The sequence below is a fragment of the [Actinomadura] parvosata subsp. kistnae genome (assembly GCF_900323885.1).
GTDB classification, from domain to species: Bacteria; Actinomycetota; Actinomycetes; order Streptosporangiales; family Streptosporangiaceae; genus Nonomuraea; species Nonomuraea composti.
This window is the reverse complement of sequence record NZ_OOHJ01000006.1, coordinates 153,315-173,085: the sequence shown is the minus strand read 5'-3', so window position 1 is coordinate 173,085 and position 19,771 is coordinate 153,315. Positions and strand designations below refer to the sequence as shown.

Here is a 19,771-nt window from a genome sequence, read left to right as displayed (position 1 = left end):
ACCCCCGGGGCCCGGTACCGGCGGCGGGGATGGCGCATCCGTCACGTGACCGGCGACCGGCGGCGCTATAGTGCGGATCTTGTCCACGCTGAGGCGACAGAGGAGTCCCGTACATGGCCGTCACTCTGATCAATCCCGAAGGGCTGCCGCAGACCGAGGCATACCGGCAGCTGTCGATCGCTACCGGATCGAGGCTGGTCTTCGTCGCCGGTCAGGTGGCCCGCGACGCCGACGGGAACAAGGTCGGGCAGGGCGACCTCGCCGCCCAGACCGAGCAGTGCTACCTCAACGTCGCCACCGCGCTGGCGGCGGCCGGAGGTTCCTTCGACGATGTGGCGAAGGTGACCATCTACGTCGTCGACTACACCCTCGACAAGATGCCCCTGCTGCTGGAGGGGATCGGCGGGGCCGCCGGGAGGCTGGGCGTCACCCTGGCGCCGCCCGGCACGCTGGTGGGCGTCGCCGCTCTCGGGGAGCCCGACCTTCTCGTCGAGGTCGAGGCCGTCGCCGTTCTCGACTGAACGCGGGGGCGATACGCCCCGCTCTAGGCTTCGCCCCGCCAGGTGAGGGTGGTGAGTTCGACGAGGTGCTCGGGGCTCATGGACGCCAGGGGTTCGAGCCGCAGCACGTGACGGCACACGGCGAAGCCGAGGAGGCAGGCATGGAGCACGCCGGTCCGAAGCGGGGCCGAGGCGTCGCCGAAGACGCCGGGAACCGCTTCCAGCAGTTCCTCCTCTGAGCAGACGCCTTTCAGCAGGATGCGCATCGCCTGTGCCGTGCCGGGGTCCTCCCACAGGTTCGCCAGCCACAGGGTGACGAGCGTGTGCTCATCGGTGAAGCCCGTGCTCTCGCGCAGCACCTCCCACGCCGGCCGGACCACAGCGCGGAACAGATCGGTCTTGTCGCCGAAGTAGTACAGAAGCAACGCGGGATCCACGCCGGCCCGGCGCGCGATCTCGCGTATCGAGGTGGCGGCGAAGCCGCGCTCGGCGAAGCTCTGCCGCGCCGCTTCCAGGATCTCGTCGAGAGCGGGCTTGGACACCGCCGCCCGTCTGCCGCGGGGCCTCGGGGGCGGCTGCTTCTTGTCATTCATGTGGGGCCATCCGTCCTCAGCCGTGCCCTGATCGGATGCTAACGGCGCGCCGGGGGAGCGGTGTATCTGTCGTTTGACTGGTCGTGGCTCGGGAGCGGCGTAAGGGCTGGGCGCAGGGGGCGGGCGCGGCGTACTATCCGAACCGTCCCGTTCGGTTCGGTTCGAGGGGAGTAGGCCATGAAAAACGCGTGCCGAGGCGATGTGGGGAGACCAAGGTGGACGTGCTGATCGTCGGCGCCGGGCCGACCGGGCTCACCATGGCGGTCGAGCTGGCCAGGCGCAACATCGACGTACGCGTCATCGACGCCCTCCCCGCGCCGACCACCGAGACCAGGGCGCTGGGAGTCCAGCCGAGGACGCTGGAGCTGTTCGAGCGGCTGGAGCTGACGGAGGCGACGATCGCCGCGGGGCTCCCGGTGCCCGACTTCCACGTCTTCAGCGAGGGCAGGCAGTTCCTCGACCTGAGCCTGAGTCGGTTGGACACGCCCTACCCGTACCTTTTGATGGCGCCGCAGCCGAAGGTGGAGGAGGTCCTCTACCTGAAGCTGCTGGACTACGGCGTCAAGGTGGAGCGCGAGGTCAAGCTGACCGGCCTGCTTCAGCGGCCCGGCGTCGTCGAGGCGGAGTTGCTGCACGGCGACGGCTCGGTGGAGCAGGTCCGCGTCCCGTGGCTGATCGGCTGCGACGGCGCGCACAGCACGGTACGCCACCAGCTCGGCGTGCCTTTCGTCGGCGAGGCGTTCGAGGAGAATTTCGCCGTCGCCGACGGCCGGGTCGACTGGCCGGTGCCCTATGACGTCTTCCACGCCTTCCTCGACAGGGGCCGGTTCGTGGCTTACTTCCCGATGCCCGGCGGCCTGCACCGCATCACGATCGCCTACCCGCCGGGCCGGGCACCGCAGGGTGAGGTGACCTTCGAGGAGGTGCGCTCCGCCGTGGCCGTCTGCTCCCCGCCGGGCACCCGCCTGGTGGAGATCCTGGAGTCCGGCCGCTTCCGCATCAACCAGCGCAAGGTGGCGCGCCATTCGGTCGAGCGCGTCTTCCTCGCCGGTGACGCCGCGCACGTGCACTCCGTCGTCGGCGGCCAGGGCATGAACACCGGCATCCAGGACGCCTTCAACCTCGGCTGGAAGCTCGCCGCGGTGATCCAGGGCAGAGCGCCCGCCGGCCTCCTGGACACCTACGCCGCGGAGCGCTCGCCGGTCGCGGAACGGCTGGTGAAGGGAACGCGCCGGGCGACCCGCATGACGCTGCTGAGCAACCCGGTCACCACGGCGGCCCGGCGCCACCTGGCCCCGCGCCTCACCCCGCTTCCCGTCGTGCAGAAGGTCCTGTCGCGAGCGCTGACCCAGCTCGATGTGTCCTATCGCGACGGCTCGGGCGGCAGCAACGACGACCGGCTCGCCGTCGGCGACCGGTTCCCCGAGATCGGCCTGCAACACCCCTGGAAGCACACCCTGCTGGTCTTCGGTTCGGAACCGCCCACGCTGCCGGCCGTGCTCGGCGATCTCGCCGACCTGGTCGACGTCCGGTCCGTCTCGGACGTACGGACGCGCGAGCGTTGCGGGATCCAGGGCGACGGGCTCGTCCTGGTCCGCCCTGACGGATACCTGGCCCTGCTGGGCGGCGATGTCCACGACCTTTCCGCCTATCTCACCACCACCTACGGATCACGGAGGAACACATGAAAGCCATTCGGATGCACGCGGTCGGCGGCCCGGAAGTGCTGCGCCTGGGCGAGATCGACGTCCCCCAGCCTGGCGCCGGTCACGTCCTGCTGAAGGTGGAGGCCGCCGGCGTGACCTACGGCGACGTCATGAAGCGCCAGGGCGGATTCGGGCCCGACCTGTCCCTTCCCGCGGGTCTGGGGCTCGTCGCGGCGGGACGGGTGGCCTCGACCGGAGCAGGGGTGAGCGCGCCGGCTCCGAGCACCCGCGTGATGGCCTGGGTGGAGCACGGCTATGCCGAGTATGCGCTGGCCGCGGCCTCGGCGGTCGTCCCGCTGCCGGACGCGGTCGATCTGCGCGAGGCGACGGCCCTGCCGGTGCAAGGCGTGACGGCCTACCAGACGCTGCACGACGCCGCCCGCCTGCAGCCGGGGGAGTCCGTCCTCATCCACGCGGCGGCGGGAGGCGTGGGCAACCTGGCGGTGCAGTTCGCCCGCCTGCACGGTGCGAGCACGGTCATCGGCACCGCCAGCCGGCCCGGCAAGCTCAAGCACATCCGCGGCCTCGGCGCCGTCGCTGTCGACTACACCGATGAGAAGTGGCCGCAGCACGTGCTCGACGCCACCGACGGCAAAGGCGTGGACGTGGTGCTCGACTCCGTGGGCGGCGACATCTCCACCCGGAGCCTGGAGTGCCTGGCACCGTTCGGGCGGATCGTGACCTTCGGCGCGGCCGGCGGTTCTCCGGCCGCCCTCACCGGCATGTCCTTGATGGTCAAGAACCAGTCGGTGATCGGCTACGGGCTGCCAGGACAGATGCAGAATCCCGCCCGTCTGGCGGAGGTCGTCGGGAAGCTGGTGCAGCTCCTGGCCGGCGGTGGGCTCGAGGTCACGATCGGGCAGATGCTCCCCCTCGAAGAAGCCGAGCAGGCGCATCGGGCCATCGCCGGTCGCGACGTGGTGGGAACGACCGTCCTGCTGCCCTGACCGGGGCGCGGGCGGCTTGAAAGCACCGTCACGCACAACTACGGTACGAACCGTACCGTTCGGTTCGTAGTGAGGTGTCGGATGGATCACGACGATGTGAAGATCGTGCAGATTCGGGCGGCGGCGAAGACGTTGTTCCTGCGCCACGGATTCGCCAACGTGAGTACGGCCGCGCTGGCCAAGGAAGCGGGCGTGTCGAAGGAGACCCTGTACACGCGCTATCCGAGCAAGGAGGCCGTGCTGGCGGACGTGCTGGAGCACCTCATCACCACCACCGAGGAACTGCCCGTCGCCACCACGGTCATCACCTGCAGAACCGACCTGGAACGTGAGCTGCGCAATTTCGCCGACAAACTGCTGGCCGGGCTCATGGACCGGGAGTACATGGAGCTGGCGCGCATCGTCATCGCCGAGACACCGAGGTTGCCGCACGTCGGTGAGACCTTCCGCTCCTCGGTCCCCGATCGGGCGCTGGGGGTGGCGGAAGGGCTGCTGGCGGCCGCGCGGGACGCCGGCGTGATCGAGGACATGGACCTGCGCAACGCGGCGCGCATGCTGGTGTCACCGCTGGTGATCCACGCGTTGACGCAGGTCCTCCTGGTCGCGCCCGGGACGGCGCAGCCCGTGGAGACCTTCGATGTCGATGCGTGCGTGTCCCTGTTCCTCAGGACGATCGTCTTCACGGAGGAGACCACATGAACGCGGAGGTCATCGTCGTCGGAGCCGGGCCGACCGGGCTGCTGCTCGCCGGAGACCTGGCCGGGGCCGGAATCCGGGTGACGTTGATCGAGCGGCGTACCGGTGAGTCGCCGCTGTCGCGGGCGTTCGCGGTGCACGCGCGGACGATGGAGGTGCTGGACATGCGCGGCCTGGCCGAGCAGGCCCTCGCCGGCGGGAGCACGGTTCCAGGACTGCTGGTCTGGGACCAGGTCATGGTGGGGATGGCCGAGCTGCCGACCCGGTATCCGTACATGCTCATCACACCGCAGTACGAGATCGAGCGGCTGCTGCTGAAGCGGGCGCTGGACACCGGCGTCGAGCTGCTGACCGGGTACGAGGTCATCGGCCTGCGGCAGGGCGGTGACGACGTGAGCGTGCAGGCGCGCACGTCCGACGGGCAGGAGCGCACCCTGCGCGCTCTCTACGTGGTGGGCGCCGACGGCCGGCACAGCGTCGTCCGGGACGCGGCCGGCCTCGCCTTCCCCGGCCACGCCGTGGCCCGGTCGGTGATGCTCGCCGACGTCCGGCTGACCGAGGAGCCCAAGGACGTGCTGTCGGTCAACGGCGTGCGCGAAGGGTTCGTGTTCATCGGCCCGTTCGGCGACGGCTGGTATCGCGTCATCGGCCGCAACCACCTCAACGGTGACCTGCCCGACGAGGCGCCGGTCGACCTGGAGGAGCTGAAATGGCTGACCCGCAAGGCGTACGGCACCGACTTCGGCATGCACAGCCCGCGCTGGATGTCGCGCTTCCACAGCGAGGAGCGGCAGGCGGTGCACTATCGCACCGGGCGGGTGTTCATCGTGGGTGACGCCGCTCATGTGCACGCGCCTGCCGGCGGCCAGGGCATGAACACCGGCCTTCAGGACGCGGCCAACCTGAGCTGGAAGCTCGTGGCGGCGGTCCGCGGCTGGGCGCGGCCGGGGCTGCTGGACACCTACGACAGTGAGCGTCACCCGGTGGGCAGGACCGTCCTGCGCACCAGCGGGATCTTCACCCGGCTGGCGTTGCTGCGCTCGCCCCTGCTGCGCGCGGCCCGCAACCAGGTCAGCGGCGCGGCCATGCGGGTCAGGCCGATCCGCCGCGCCGTGGCGCTCAACATGCTCTCCGGGCTCGCCCACCGCTACACCGCCCCGGAGGGCGCCCACCCGTGGGTGGGACGGCGCGTGCCCGACTTCGCGCTCGACGGCGAGGCACCCGCCCGACTGTACGAGGCGTTGCGCGGCGGGAAGTTCGTGCTCGCCACCCCGCGTGTCCCGCCGCCCGGCTGGAGCGACCGGGTGGCCCACGTCGTTCCCGCCGCCCCGGGGACGCGCGACCTGCTCATCCGGCCCGACGGCCATCTCGCCTGGGCCGGCGCCGGAGACCTGACCCGGCCGCTGGCCGATTGGTGCGGCCCCGCCTCCTGAGGAAAAGCTGTGAGCGGGCAACCAGTCACACGACAGATGCGGGACGGCGTTTTCGAGACCCACCATGGCGCTTTAGTAGCGGCTTGGTGAGGAGCGGTCATGCCCGTGCTCGATCGACAGGACGACGTCTTCATTCTCGATATCGGGGACAACGAGGACTGCACGCACCCTGACTGGATCGACGCGGTCCACGACTTGCTCGACAAAATAGAGAGATGTGACGGGCCGCGATCTCTTGTGACGTTCACGGAGAACAAATTCTTTCCGTACCCGGGTGCAGCGGTGCCCGATGAGCGGGAGTTCGTCGCAGGCATTCAGGGCTTGCTGGCGCGCCTGCTGACCTTCCCCATGGTCACCGTCGCGGCCCTGCGGGGGCACACGTTCGCGGCCGGCGCCATGATCTCGCTGGCCCACGACTTCCGGGTGATGCGTCGTGACCGGGGCTCATGGTGGCTGCCCCAGGCGCGAGCCGGCCTGCCTCTGACCGCGGGGATGTCCGCGCTGCTCCGGGCCCGGTTGACCGCCCAGGTCGCGCACGAGGCCGTCGTCACCGCCCGCCGCTTCGACGGTTACGATGCCCTGGCCGCGGAGATCGTGGACCGCATCGTGGACGTGGACACGATCCGCCAGCTCGCCGTCGACCTGGCTCGCGATCACAATCACCAGGCGGGCCCCGCGCTTGGCGAGATCAAGGCGCGCCTGTACGCGCCCGTCGTGGAGGCGCTGCAGGACAAGTGGCTGTGCGCCTGCGGGTCGCGGGAAGCACCGTCCGTACCCCCGATAAGGTGGCGGCCGAAATCCGGCCGTCGCGTCGCCTTCCACGTTTTGCGCGGCCAACGGTGATCGCTTCTTCTTTTCCCGGACTTCGGTAGGGCGGACGCCTCTTCTTCCGAAATGTCGTCGGCGCGCTGTCGATCGGCGGATTCCCTTCCTGCTCGTACTCCTGCCGCGATCCTGTTGACCACGCGTGTGCCGCTGTGGCTGATTTTCATGAGACGAGGAAATGTCAGTGGACACCACGCGTCGCGCACGCCTGGCTGCCGGAGCCTTATCGCTCACCGTCGTCGCCGCGCTCATCGTTTTGCCCGCCGGGCCCGTATCGGCCCTTCCCTCCACCTCCGCGTCCAGCGTGGCTGCGCCCGAGCCGGTCGAGGCGAGCGAGGACGAGGCCGCCGTCAAGGCCGCGCACCTGGGCGTGCCCGTGGAGGTGGCCGCGCTGCGCGGGGAGAGCAGCGACGTCTTCGTCACTCCGGACGGGCAACTGGAGGCCCGCGAGTACCTGCGCCCGGTCCGGACCAGGCTCTCCGGCACCTGGCAGCCGATCGACACGACCTTGGCCGCGACCGGCGCCGGCATGGTGGCGCCCAAGGCCGCAACGGTGGGCCTCGGCTTCTCCGGCGGTGGCGACAAGCCCCTGGTGGAGCTGACCCAGGCGGGCCGCCGCCTGGCGCTGTCGTGGCCGGACCCGCTTCCCCAGCCGCGTCTGGAGGGCGACACCGCGACATACCCCGACGTCCTGCCTGGCGTGGACCTGCGGATGACGGCCCAGGAGGACGGCTACAGCCAGATCCTGGTGGTCAAGTCCGCCGCGGCCGCGGCCGCGGCCGACGCCCGGCTGGCCGGCCTGCGCCTGGGGATGGCCGCCGACGGCATGACCGTCAAGCAGACCGCGACGGGCGGGCTGTCGGTGACCGACAACGGCTCCGGCGGGACGGTGTTCGAGGCGGCGCAGCCACTCATGTGGGACTCCAGCGCCGGACCCGCCAAGACGCCGCGTACGGACGGGCAGCCCGGCGCGGGCGCGAGCGGCCGGGCGGCCGGGGGGCTCGGAGCGGGCGAGAGTGGCAAGCTGGCGGCCGTCGAGGTGGACGTGCCGGCGGGCGGCGGCGAGCTGACCTTGAAGCCCGACCTGGGCGTGCTGCGCGGCCCGGAGACGGTGTATCCGGTGTTCATCGACCCGCAGTGGTACACGCCGAAGGCGACCGCGTGGACGATGGCCTCGAAGTACTGGGCCTCCAGCCCGCAGTGGAAGTTCAACGGCAAACCGGACGCGGGCCTGGGCTACTGCGGCTGGGAATACTGCCAGCCGTACGACACCAAACGCCTGTTCTACCGCCTGCCGACGTCCCGGTTCGCGGGCAAGACGATCCTGAAGGCGGAGTTCGTCGTACGCAACACCTGGTCGGCCTCCTGCACCGAACGCGGAGTACAGGTGTGGCGGACCAAGGGCATCTCCTCCTCCACCACCTGGAACACCCAGGACACCTCTGGCTTCTGGCTCGACAAACTCGACACGAGGTCGTTCGCCTACGGCTACGACGGCTGCGCCGCCAAAGACGCCGAGTTCGATGTCAGATCCGCCGTGCAACTGGCCGCGAAGAGCAACTGGTCGACGCTGACGTTGGGCATGCGGGCCACCGACGAGGACGACGCCTACGGCTGGAAGCGCTTCTCCGACGACGCCTACCTGCGCGTCAGATACAACCGGCCGCCGGCGCAGCTGAAGATGTCGCAGCTCACCATGGAGTACGGCGGCATCTGCAAGCGCCCGCCGGACGCCCCGTACGTGCGCACCCTCGGCAAGATCTACGCCAACCATGTCACCGACCCCGACGGCGACGAGGTGTCGGTGGAGTTCAGGGCCGAGTGGGAGGGCGGATCCTGGTCGCCGACGAAGCGGCTGACCGGGCCCAAGAAGTCCGGGTCGGACTTCGTCATCACCCTGCCGTCGACGATCCCGAAGAACGTCCAGGTTCACTGGTTCGCCCGCGTCTATGACGGATTGCGGTATTCGCCCTGGTCCCACGAAGGCAGCCCGACGTCCTGCTACTTCACCTACGACCCCACCGCGCCCAAGGCACCGACAGTCACCTCTCCGGAATACCCGCCCTTCGACACCGAGGACCCCAACGCCCCCTGGTATGACGGGATGGGCCAGTACGGCACATTCACCCTCAAGAGCGGCGACACCGGCGTGGTCAAGTACTGGTGGGGCCTGAACGTCGACGCCTCCTCCGACCACGCGATCGCCACCACCGCCGGAGCCGACAAGACGATCAAGCTGCTGCCCGCCCAGATCGGCCTGAACACGCTCTACGTCCGCTCCTTCGACGCCGCCGGGAACGCCTCCGCCCCCTACAGCTACCGCTTCCGGGTCCGGTCCGGCCAGCAGGAACGCGCCGCCTGGCAACTGGACGAGAACGCCGGCGCCACGCAGGCCGCAGGCGCCGGCGCCGAATGGCCCGCCGCGCTGCAAGGAGGGCTGACCCCGGGCGGCGAGGGCGTCGCGGGCGCCGGCGGCCTGCACCTGGACGGTGTCGACGACCACGCCGCCACCGAGGCACCCGCGCTGGACACCTCCAGGAGCTTCTCGGTGTCGCTGTGGGCGCGGCTGCCGGCCGACCGGGCTCCCACGGCGATGACGGCGATCTCGCAGACGGGCGTCAACACCAGCGGCTTTCAGCTGACCTATCTGGGCACCGGCTGGACATTCATGACGCACGCGGTCGATGCCGCGGCGGCGCCGGAGGTGAAGGCCGTGCAGCCGCCCTGCCCGTCCGGCGACCCGGCGTGCGAGGCCTCCCGGCTGGGTGCCTGGACGCATCTGGTGGGCGTGTTCGACAACGCCGAACAGCAGATCAAGCTGTACGTGAACGGTGTGCAGGCCGGACAGGCCGGCTACTCCCGACCGTGGGACGCCCGGGGCAGGACCGTCCTGGGCGCCGAGGGCATGCGGCACGACTGGGTCAGGAGCTTCTTCGCCGAAGACCTGGACGAGGTCCAGCTCTTCGACTACCAGCTTCCCGACGACCAGATCCTGCGCCTGTCCGGCAAACAGCCGGTCACCACCAACCGCCCCGCCAAGCTCGTCTGGAACCTCGACGAGGACGCCGGACAGCCGCACGTGACAGGCCGGCCCCAACAGGCCGGCGCGGCCCTGCGCGGCGGCGCTCGCGCGGGCGTGCTCGGCGTGCGCGGACAGGCGCTGGAGCTGGACGGCACCGACGACTACGCGGCCGTCGGCCGCCCCATGGTCGACACGGCGCAGAGCTTCACCGTCTCGGCCTGGGCCTGGGTGCCGCCCGACAAGGAGGCCAGGAGCATGTCGGTGATCGGCCAGGCGGGCGTCAACCACCGCGGTTTCGAGCTGTACCACTCCTCGGCGTCCGGATGGGTGTTCATGCGGGCCGACGCCGACAGCTCCGCCGCGACGCCGATCCGCGCCGTGCAGGACCCGTGCGGTGACGGCACCGTCACATGCGTGGACGCCGGGCTCGGCGAGTGGTCGCACGTGGTGGGCGTGTACGACAGGGACGCGGCGGTCATCCAGCTCTACGTCAACGGCGAGCTCAGGGCCACCCGCCCCTTCACCACGCCGTGGTACGCCGGCGGCGAGCTGACCATGGGCGCGGCGGGCCCGGTGGGCGGCTCGGCCGGCCCGGTGAGCTTCCTGCGTGGCAAGCTGGACGACCTGCGCCTCTACGACCGGGTGCTGTCCGCAGGCGAGGTCAGCCAGCTGTTCAGGCAACGCCCCGTGGTCACCGCCCGCTGGAAGCTCGTGGCGGCCGACGGGACGCTCACGCGGGACGACACCGAGCCGCGCAACGACCTCACCCTGAAGAACGGCGCCACCGTGGCCCCCGGCTTCATCGACGGGCAGCTCACCCTCAACGGGGCCGGCCAGTACGCCGTCACCGCCGCGACGCCGGTGGACACCAGCGGCAGCTTCACGCTCGCCCTGTGGGCCAAGGCGTCGTCGTTCCCCAAGGAGCAGACGGCCGTGCTCACCGTGCCCGGCGTCAAGCAGAGCGCGATCACCCTGCGGTACGTGCCGCCGCCTCCCAGCGACGACCCCGAAGACACGCCCACCGACCCGGGCCGATGGCAGGTCACCATGGCCGACGCCGACACCGACGGCGCGCTCGTCGCCCAGGCCGAGCACGGCCAGTTCTACGGCCCCACCGACCCGACGCACCTGGCGGTCGTCTACGACGCCTTCGCCAACGAGCTCACCCTGTACGTCGACGGCGAGGCGCAGGGCCTGGGATGTGCCGACGACGATGACGACGGCGAGCAGGACGATCCGGCCTGTGAGGCGCAACTGTCCTGGACCGACAACACCCGCACCTTCAAGGCCACCCAGCCCCTGCAGCTCGGCCGCGCCAAGACCGGCGCGTCCACCTGGGGCGAGTACTGGCCCGGCCTGATCTCCGACGTGTGGACCTTCCAGGGCGCGCTGAGCGAGCTGCAGGTCGCGCACCTGGCGGTCGGCCAGCCCGGCCTCCCCTCGCAAGTCCCTGGCAACTGAAGGGTCGTCATGAGCAACATCCGATGGTGGCGGCGCCTGTCCCCGGCCCTGACCGTGATCGTGGCCAGCGGGCTGCTGCAGGTGCTGCCGTTCACCCCGCAGGTCGCCGCCCAGGACGACAGCCCGCCACGGCAGAGCGAGCCGGTGCCCGGGGCCCTTGCCCCGGCCAGGCCACGGCCGGTGGACAAGGTCCCGGCACCGCGGAAGGCGGCGGCGACGTGGCCGGCCGCCGGCGCGTCGGCCGGCGCCGGCGTCCAGGTGAAGGTGCTCGGCCGCGACAGCGCCCGCAACGCGGGGACGTCAGGGCCGCTGTTCACCCTCGCGCCCACGACCGGGCTCAAAGCCCCGTCCCGGCAGGTGACCCTCGACTACACGGCCTTCGCCGAGCTGTACGGCGGCGCGTACGCCTCCCGCCTGACTTTGGCCGAGCTGCCCGCGTGCGCACTCACCGCGCCCGCCGAGCCCGAATGCCGGGTGAAGACACCCGTCGAGACGGTCAACGACGTCGAGAAGCACACCCTCACCGCGCGCCGGGCGCCCCTGCGGGCCGGCGCGCCCACCGTGCTGGCCGCCGTCTCGGCGGCGGCCGGCGACAAGGGGGACTACACGGCGAGCCCCCTGTCGCCCTCAGCCACCTGGGCGACCGACCTGAACACCGGAGACTTCGGCTGGAGCTACCCCATCGCCGTGCCGGACGTGCCCGGCGGGCTGACCCCCGACCTGAAGCTGTCCTACTCCTCCGGCGCCATCGACGGGCGTACCTCCAGCACCAACAACCAGGCGTCCTGGATCGGTGACGGCTTCGAGCTGTCGCCCGGTTACATCGAGCGCAGATACAAGCCGTGCTCCGAGGACGGGGTGAAGAACGCCGACGGCTTCAAGATCGGCGACCTGTGCTGGGCCTACGACAACGCGTTCATCTCCTTCGACGGCAAGGGCGGCGAGCTCGTCCCGGACGGCAAGGACACCTGGAAGTTTCGCGGCGACGACGGCAGCAGGATCCAGCGCCTCTACGGCGGCACGGGCGACGTGCGCGACAACGGCGCCAGAAAGGACGAGTACTGGAAGCTGACGACCCCCGACGGCGTCCAGTACTACTTCGGCTACAACCGGCTGCCCGGCTGGAGCAGCGGCAAGCCGACCACCGGGTCCACCTGGACGGTGCCGGTGTTCGGCGACGACGCCGGCGAGGAGTGCCACGCCGACAAGATCAGCGACTCGTGGTGCCAACAGGGCTGGCGATGGAACCTCGACTACGTCGTCGACCCGCACGGCAACGCCATGGCCTACTACTACGAACAGGAGACCAACTCCTACGGCCGCTTCCTGGACAAGACGAACAACACCCGATACGTGCGCGGCGGCGTGCTGAAGTCCATCGAGTACGGGCTGCGCAAGGACACCGTCTACACCACCGCCGCGCTGGCCAAGGTCAACTTCACCAGCGGCGAGCGCTGCCTGCCCGACAGCGCGACCGGCGCCACCTGCTCCTCCATCGAGCAGGACGCCTTCCACTGGTACGACACCCCCTGGGACCTGAACTGCGAGAGCGGCGAGGACTGCGACGAGGGCCGGATGTCGCCGGCATTCTTCACCCGCAAACGCCTGACCGCCATCACCACCGAGATCGGCGGCAAGAAGGCGGACTCGTGGGCCTTCACCCACCGCTGGGGCATGGCCGACACCGACTACCAGCTCCTGCTGTCCTCCATCCAGCGTTCCGGGCACACCGCCACCCCCGCGATCACCCTCCCGAAGATCGCCTTCACCTACACGCAGCGGGACAACCGGCTGGACAAGACCGGCGACGGCTACGCGCCCTTCATCAAGGAGCGGCTCAAGAGCATCTCCGACGAGGCCGGCGGCCAGATCGACGTCGTCTACTCCGAGCCCGACTGCGGATGGAACAAGCTGCCCGTACCGCAGACCAACACCACCCGCTGCTTCCCCCAGTACCTCGGCGGCAGCTCGACCGACGACCCCGAGCTGAGCTGGTTCAACAAGTACGTGGTCACCGACGTGATCCTGAGCGACCGCACCGGCGGAGCCGCCGACCAGGTCACCTCCTACGACTACAAGGACGGCGCGGCCTGGCACTACGACGATGACGACGGCCTGACCAAGGAGAAGTTCAAGACCTGGTCGCAGTGGCGGGGCTACGGACACGTCCAGGTGCGCACCGGAGGTGCAGGCGGCGTGATGAAGACGCAGTCCGACACCTACTTCCTGCGCGGCATGCACGGCGACAGGAAGGGCCGCGACTCCGGCGACGGCACCAAGACCGTCGAGGTGAAGCTGGAGGACGGAGAAGGCGACCCGATCACCGACCACGAGTCGGCCGCCGGGTTCGCGTACAAGACCGTCACCTACTCGGGCCCGGGCGGGACGGTGCTGGCCAAGACCGTGACCAGGCCATGGCACCGCGAGACCGCGAAGAAGGAGCGGGACTGGGGGACCATCACCGCCAACTTCACCGGCACCGCCGGCTCGAAGTCCTGGACCTCGCTCGACGGCGGCAAGGGCGACAAGTGGCGCACCACCTCCGTCGCCAACACCTACGACACCGTCGCAGGCCGCCTGGTCAGCGTGAACGACCTCGGCGACGGCTCCACGGCCGCCGACGACACGTGCACCCGCACCACGTACGCCACCGACAGCGGCCTGCTGATGCTGCCGGCACGGGTCGAGACGGTCGCCAAGGCGTGCGGCGCCACCGCCACCCGGCCGGACGACGTCATCACCGACATTAGGTCCGCCTACGACGGCAGCGCCTACGGGACCGCCCCGTCCAAGGGCGACCCGACCGCGACCGCCGTGCTACGGAAGTACTCCGGCACGACCGCCATCTACCTGGAGTCCGGCTCGGCCTACGACGGCTACGGGCGGGTGACCTCCAGCACCGACCTGACCGCCGACGTCAAGGTCACCAGCGGCGGGACGCTGACCAGGACCGCGCGCACCGACGGCCGCACCACGACCACCCAGCGCGCCCCGGCGACCGGCGTGGCGACCACCGTGACGACGACCACCCCCCGGGCCAGGCCGGACGACCCGGCCAGCACCCAGGTCACCGTCACGACGTTCAACCCGGCCCGCGGGCTGCCGACCCGCATCGTGGACACCAACGGCAACACCACGAACCTCGCCTACGACGCCCTCGGCCGCACGAGCAAGGTCTGGCTCCCGGACCGGCTCACCGGCCAGACCCCGACGTACGAGTTCACCTACTCCATCACCGGCGAGCAGGCCGCCGCCGTCGGCACGAAGACCATCGGCAACCTGGGCGAGCAGCAGACCTCGTACACGCTGTTCGACGGCTTCCTGCGCCCCCGCCAGACGCAGAGCCCGGGCCCCGAGGGCGGGCTGCTGATCTCCGACACCCTCTACGACGAGCGCGGCCTGATCGGCGTCGAGTTCGCCACCTACTACACCAAAGACGGCAAGGCCGGACAGCTGTTCAAGCCGGCGAACGCCCTGACCCTGGAATCGCAGTTCCACCACCTCTACGACGGGCTGGGCCGCGAGACCGAGGTCAAGCAGATCGCGGGCAACAGCGACGGCGGGCAGGTGCTGTCCACCACCAGGACCGTCTACGGCGGCGACCGCGTCACCGTCATCCCACCCCAGGGCGGCACCGCGACCACCACGGTCACCGACGCCCGCGGCCGGACCGTCGAGCTGCACCAGCACCACCAGCGCGAGGCCGGCGCCGCCGCCGACGTCACCACCTTCGCCTACAACCCCGCCGGCAAGCTTGAGCAGGTCAAGGACCCGGCCGGCAACACCTGGACCTACGCCTACGACCTGCTCGGCCGGCTGACCGACGCCACGGATCCCGACAAGGGCGCCACCCACAACGACTATGACGAGCGCGGCCAGCTGACGCTCGCCACCGACGCGCGCGGCTCGCTCGCCCACCTCTACGACGGGCTCGGCCGCAGGACCCAGCTCCGCACCGGCTCGGCCACCGGTGAGCTGCGCGCCGAGTGGACGTACGACACGGTCAAGGAAGGCCGGCTGTCGGAGTCCACCCGGCACGCCTCGGGCCGGACCTACACCTCCCGGGTGACCGAATACGACCGGCTCTACCGGCCGGTGACGACCGAGGTCGCCATCGACGCCGCCGAGGGCGCGCTGGGCGGGACCTACCGGGCGAGGACCTCCTACAAGGTGTCCGGCCTGCCGGAGGGCAGCGGCTACCCGGCGGCGGGTTCGCTGCCGGCCGCGACCGTGAGCTACGCCTACGAGGACGTCACCCTGCGGCCGGCCACCGTCAACGCTTTCGGCGTCACCGGGACGACGAGCTACTCCTACACCGGCAAGCCGCTGACGTACAGGATGTCGGTCACCGGCGGCAAGCTGACCGAGGTCGCCAACGCCTACGAGTACGGCACGCAGCGGCTGGCCTCCTCCACGGTGCACCGCCAGGATGTGCCGGGCGCCGACCAGTCCGCCTCCTTCCGCTACGACCAGGCCGGCAACGTCCTGTCGGTCTCGGACGTGTCCGCCCCCGGGACCGACACGCAGTGCTTCGCCTACGACTACCTGCGCCGCCTGACCGAGGCATGGGCCCAGGCCACGACCTCCTGCACCGGCGCCCCCTCACCCGGCGGGCCCGCCCCGTACTGGCACACCTACAGCTACGACAAGGTCGGCAACCGCGTCACCGAGACGCAGCACGACCCGACCGGCGGCGCCACCAAGGACGTCACCCGCACCTACGCCTACCCCGAGGCGGGCAAACCCCGCCCGCACGCCGTCACCTCCATCACCCCCTCCACCGGAGCGGCACCCGACACCTTCGACTACGACGAGACCGGCAACACGCGCACCCGCGTCGTCGCCGGCAAGGGCCAGACCCTCGTCTGGGACGCCGAAGGCCACCTGGCCAAGGTGACCGACACCGACGGCAAGGTCACCGAGTACCTCTACGACGCCGACGGCAACCGTCTCATCGGCCGCACCCCGACGGAGACGACCCTCTACCTCGGCAGCACCGAGATCACCCTGGCCAAGGGCGCCACCGCCACCCAGGCCACCCGCTACCTCGACCTCGGCGGCGGCCACCAGGCCGTCCAGAAGGACAACGGCTCCGTCTCCTTCACCATCGCCGACCACCACGGCACCGGCAACCTCGCCGTGGACGCCACCACCCTGAACCTCACCCAGCGCCGCACCCTGCCCTTCGGCGGCCCGCGCGGCACCCCGCTCACCCTGTGGCCGGGCACCAAGGGCTTCGTCGGCGGCATCGACGACACCGCCGCCACCGGCCTGACCCACCTGGGGGCGCGCGAGTACGACCCCGCCATCGGGCGGTTCCTCAGCGTGGACCCGATCATGGACCTGGCCGAGCCGCAGAAGTACCAGGGCTACGCCTACGCCGGCAACAACCCGCTCACCTACAGCGACCCGTCCGGCCTCGACTACGGCTGCGGCGGCGGATCCTGCGAATACGGGTCGGGCGGCAGGAACAAGCGGCCCGATGACGACACCATCCCGGACGCCCCGCGCGGCAGCGGCGGCGGCATGTACGTGCCGCGCAGCAACGGAGGCGGCGGCGGTGGTGGTGGCGGTGGTCATGCGAAGCCGCGTTACCGGGCTTGGGTGGCACAGGACGACGCGGTCGTCATCGAGAACGTCCGCGTTCCCACCCAGGCCGAGCTCATGGAGAAATGGCGCACCGACGACCCTGACATGGCCCTGGCGACCTGGGCGTCGGCCGAATGCAACAGAGGGATGTCGACCAACGTCAAGTTCTGTGGCGCCGCCAGAGACCTGGGCTTCTTCGACGGCCTCAAGCGCGGCGGCGGCTTCAGCCTCCTCGGGCTGCTCGGCGTGGAGGACGCCGTCAACTGCGTCAAGGGATCCGGCAGCGCGTGCGCCTGGACGGCCGTGGACATCGGCCTCAGCGTCGCGATCAGCGGGCTCGGCAAGGTCGCCGGCAAGGTGGCCAAAGCCGCCAAGGTCGGCGCGAAACGCGGCGACGTCGTCGAGGACGTCGCCAGGGCGTGCAGGAACAGCTTCGTCCCGGAGACCCGCGTGCTGATGGCCGACGGCACGACCAAGCCCATCAAGGACGTCAAGGCCGGCGACAAGGTCATCGCCACTGACCCGGAAACCGGCCGCACCGGGCCGGAGCCCGTCACCGGCACCATCACCTCCGAGGGCGTCAAGCGGCTGGTCCGGGTCAGCCTGCGGAGCGACGACGGTGGCGCGGTGATCGCGACCGAGCATCACCCGTTCTGGGTGGACGTGCTGCGCCAGTGGGTCACCGCCGATGCGCTCCAGCCGGGCCAATGGCTGCGGACGTCCGCCGGGACGTACGTGCAAATCACCGCCGTGACGCAGCAGATGGCAGTGCGGCGGGTCCACAACCTCAGCATCGCCGGCCCGCACACGTACTACGTGCTGGCGGCGACCACACCGGTTCTCGTTCACAACTCGCCACGATGCGACCCTTGGCGCTCTTATCGGCGTTTTGACGACAATGGCCATCCGGTGGACGGAACCCTCCTGCCGACGGATGAGGCCCTCGAGGCGGCACAGAGGTGGCTCGGTCCCGGTTATACCGAGCCTGTAAGTGGTAGTGGGCGTTACGTCTCAAGAGACGGCACCCGCATCGCCAGAATAGGTGAGTCGGACATCACGGGACAGCACGGCGGCGGCCCTCACATGAACCTTGAGCGAATGGGACCGAACCCAAGAAAACCCGGCAAGTCGATGGTCGTCGAGAATCGACACATCTATCTCGAATAGGCATGCGGGTGGGAGGCCGTTGCGCGAGCCGCAACGGCCTCCCAGGGCATCATGGTTGGAAGGAGGGTGATGATGGACCATCTGATCGATGTTCCGGAATATCGAAGCGAGGAAGGGCTGCGCTTCGTCTGGGACGATGATTTTGAGATTGAATTGCGGGTCACGGCGACCGAGGTCGTCGTCAAGGCGAACCGCGCCGGTCTGACGTCATTGGCCCGCCACCTGCTGACCCTCGCCCAGCAAGGCGTTCGTGCAGGATCTCATGTCCATCTGACGGCGGATCAAGAGATCGAATCCGATGTCGACCTCATCGTTGAGCTGAGAGAAACAGGTTGAGCCGGGCGTCACGTCCGTGACGACAAGCGCAATGACAAGAGATCGTCACGCTCAACCCCGTGAAGGCCCGGAGGCGAGACTCCTCCGGGCCCAATCGGCGATCTGGCTCAGGTATGACGCCATCGTCGGGCCAGTTCACACGGTCGTCGCCGGCCAGGCGGCCGGGGCGCAGCGGTGCGATCCCTGCGGATGCGTCAGTCACCTCCCTGGGTCGGGTCCTCCTCCAAGGTGTCCTCCGCACCGTTCCACGGGTCTTCCTGCGGCTCCTCGGCACCGTGGTCGTCGGTGTCCTCGCCGGGAGGCGGTTCGGTCGCCTCGATGTCTTTCACCACGGCCGCGAAGCGGTCGTCCGGCGCGAGGTTACGGTACTTGGCGACAGCCGGCTCCGCCTGCGTGGTCTCGAGCGCCCGGGTCAACGCGGCGGCGGTCTTACCCCACACGGCGGTGGCCAGCGCGGACGTGTCGTCGCTTCGGATTCCCTTGCCTTCCCCTATACCGATCCGGCCCTCGTCGTAGGGCAGGATCGCGCTGGGAGCCAGCGGGTTCCAGCGTCCGTCATTCTCTTCCGCGAGCGGGATGATGTAGGTGTGGCCGACCTCGATCCGCGGCGCTCCGTCGACGACGAACTCCGCGCGCGAGTCGCCGTGGAACGTCCAGCCGCCCACGTTCAGCTTCAAGGGGTTGGACGGCACGTGCAGCGGTGGCCATCCGGTTTCAGGTCGCGACCACAGCGTTTGCTGGATGTGCAGGGTGACCGTGCGCGGAATGTATCCCTCCTTCGCGGCGACCTCCTCTTCCGAGGCTGGATGCTCCGATTCGGTGACGGCACGGGCTACCACGACATGGTCGGCGTATCCGACCCAATCGGCGACGGTGTCGAACGGCAGACGATCGGTCGACTCTGCGACGACCAGGGTGGGGGTGTCATCCTCGTCCCCAACAGCCGCGGATGAGGAGGCGTGACTGATGTGGTTGGTCGCGGCGTACGCGGCGCCGCCTGCCCCGGCGAGCACAAACGCGAGCACACCTACAGTGATCTTGGTCCCGGATTTCACGGCACTCTCCGTTCAGTACGTCTTATTGATCATGGCGACATTGTGTCCACCGAGGTATGGCCCATCTGTGTACGGGGCTCTCATGCAACCGAGCGATGAATGGCGGTTGGCCACCTTGGGCTCGGCTTGGGCACCGTGCGTGAGGCCGACCGCGTGCCCCGTCTCATGACAGCCGGTCGTCTGTACCGGCGTCCTCGACTTGAAGCGGGCGTAATGCTGGTCGCACTTCTTGTCCGAGATGGCATCGTCGCACCAGACCAGGCCTCTGGCGCCGCCGACGTCGTCAGGAAGGTCGCCCGACTCGTAGACGATGTCCGTCTCGTGGTCTCCGCTCGTTGAGAGCTTCTTGACGAACTTGACCTTCAGGTCCGTTCCCTCGTCGAACTCCCTCAACAAGACCTTCCGGACACGAATCCAGCCGAGGTTGTCACTTCAGGTGTG

The 19,771-nt window shown here is 69.8% G+C and carries 12 protein-coding genes; 9 read left to right on the top strand and 3 right to left on the bottom strand.

Going from position 1 to position 19,771, the window contains the following annotated elements:
• The first annotated feature begins 113 nt into the window (after positions 1-113).
• Positions 114-521 carry a RidA family protein gene (locus KIS93_RS04415; RefSeq protein ID WP_186403697.1) on the top strand — a complete coding sequence of 136 codons (408 nt, stop codon included), beginning with the start codon at positions 114-116 and terminating at the stop codon, positions 519-521.
• A gap of 23 nt (positions 522-544) precedes the next feature.
• Here KIS93_RS04415 and KIS93_RS04410 read toward each other — a convergent pair whose 3' ends face one another.
• Positions 545-1,093 carry a TetR/AcrR family transcriptional regulator gene (locus KIS93_RS04410; RefSeq protein WP_186403696.1) on the bottom strand — a complete coding sequence of 183 codons (549 nt, stop codon included), beginning with the start codon at positions 1,091-1,093 and terminating at the stop codon, positions 545-547.
• A 215-nt stretch (positions 1,094-1,308) separates the two neighbouring features.
• On the opposite strand from KIS93_RS04410, the gene KIS93_RS04405 reads away from it, so the two are divergent.
• The 8 genes from KIS93_RS04405 (at position 1,309) to KIS93_RS04370 (ending at position 18,275) form a co-directional block, all read left to right on the top strand.
• Positions 1,309-2,781 carry an FAD-dependent monooxygenase gene (locus tag KIS93_RS04405; RefSeq protein ID WP_186403695.1) on the top strand — a complete coding sequence of 491 codons (1,473 nt, stop codon included), beginning with the start codon at positions 1,309-1,311 and terminating at the stop codon, positions 2,779-2,781.
• Positions 2,778-3,746, top strand: coding sequence for a quinone oxidoreductase family protein (locus KIS93_RS04400; protein WP_186403694.1), 969 nt, complete (start codon positions 2,778-2,780; stop codon positions 3,744-3,746). The genes KIS93_RS04405 and KIS93_RS04400 overlap by 4 nt, the downstream gene beginning before the upstream one ends.
• Positions 3,747-3,827: 81 nt before the next feature.
• Positions 3,828-4,445 carry a TetR/AcrR family transcriptional regulator gene (locus KIS93_RS04395; protein WP_186403693.1) on the top strand — a complete coding sequence of 206 codons (618 nt, stop codon included), beginning with the start codon at positions 3,828-3,830 and terminating at the stop codon, positions 4,443-4,445.
• Positions 4,442-5,875, top strand: a complete 1,434-nt coding sequence (locus KIS93_RS04390; protein ID WP_186403692.1) for an FAD-dependent monooxygenase — start codon at positions 4,442-4,444, stop codon at positions 5,873-5,875. The genes KIS93_RS04395 and KIS93_RS04390 overlap by 4 nt, the downstream gene beginning before the upstream one ends.
• 99 nt (positions 5,876-5,974) lie before the next feature.
• The gene (locus tag KIS93_RS04385; protein ID WP_186403691.1) at positions 5,975-6,718 is read left to right on the top strand and encodes an enoyl-CoA hydratase-related protein; all 744 of its coding nucleotides are present in this window, start codon (positions 5,975-5,977) and stop codon (positions 6,716-6,718) included.
• Between the two features lie 286 nt (positions 6,719-7,004).
• Positions 7,005-11,183 (top strand): LamG-like jellyroll fold domain-containing protein, encoded by a 4,179-nt coding sequence (locus KIS93_RS04380; protein WP_222107236.1) that lies wholly within the window; start codon positions 7,005-7,007, stop codon positions 11,181-11,183.
• A gap of 9 nt (positions 11,184-11,192) precedes the next feature.
• Positions 11,193-17,939, top strand: a complete 6,747-nt coding sequence (locus KIS93_RS67260; protein ID WP_186403689.1) for a polymorphic toxin-type HINT domain-containing protein — start codon at positions 11,193-11,195, stop codon at positions 17,937-17,939.
• Positions 17,940-18,008: 69 nt separating this feature from the next.
• A complete protein-coding gene (locus KIS93_RS04370; RefSeq protein WP_222107235.1) occupies positions 18,009-18,275 on the top strand; it encodes an Imm32 family immunity protein in 267 nt (88 codons plus the stop codon).
• A gap of 194 nt (positions 18,276-18,469) precedes the next feature.
• Here the strand turns inward: KIS93_RS04370 and KIS93_RS04365 are convergent, their stop codons facing one another.
• Positions 18,470-19,330 carry a hypothetical protein gene (locus tag KIS93_RS04365; RefSeq protein WP_186403688.1) on the bottom strand — a complete coding sequence of 287 codons (861 nt, stop codon included), beginning with the start codon at positions 19,328-19,330 and terminating at the stop codon, positions 18,470-18,472.
• Positions 19,331-19,342: 12 nt separating this feature from the next.
• Positions 19,343-19,723, bottom strand: a complete 381-nt coding sequence (locus KIS93_RS04360) for a hypothetical protein (RefSeq protein ID WP_186403687.1) — start codon at positions 19,721-19,723, stop codon at positions 19,343-19,345.
• Between the last annotated feature and the right edge of the window lie 48 nt (positions 19,724-19,771).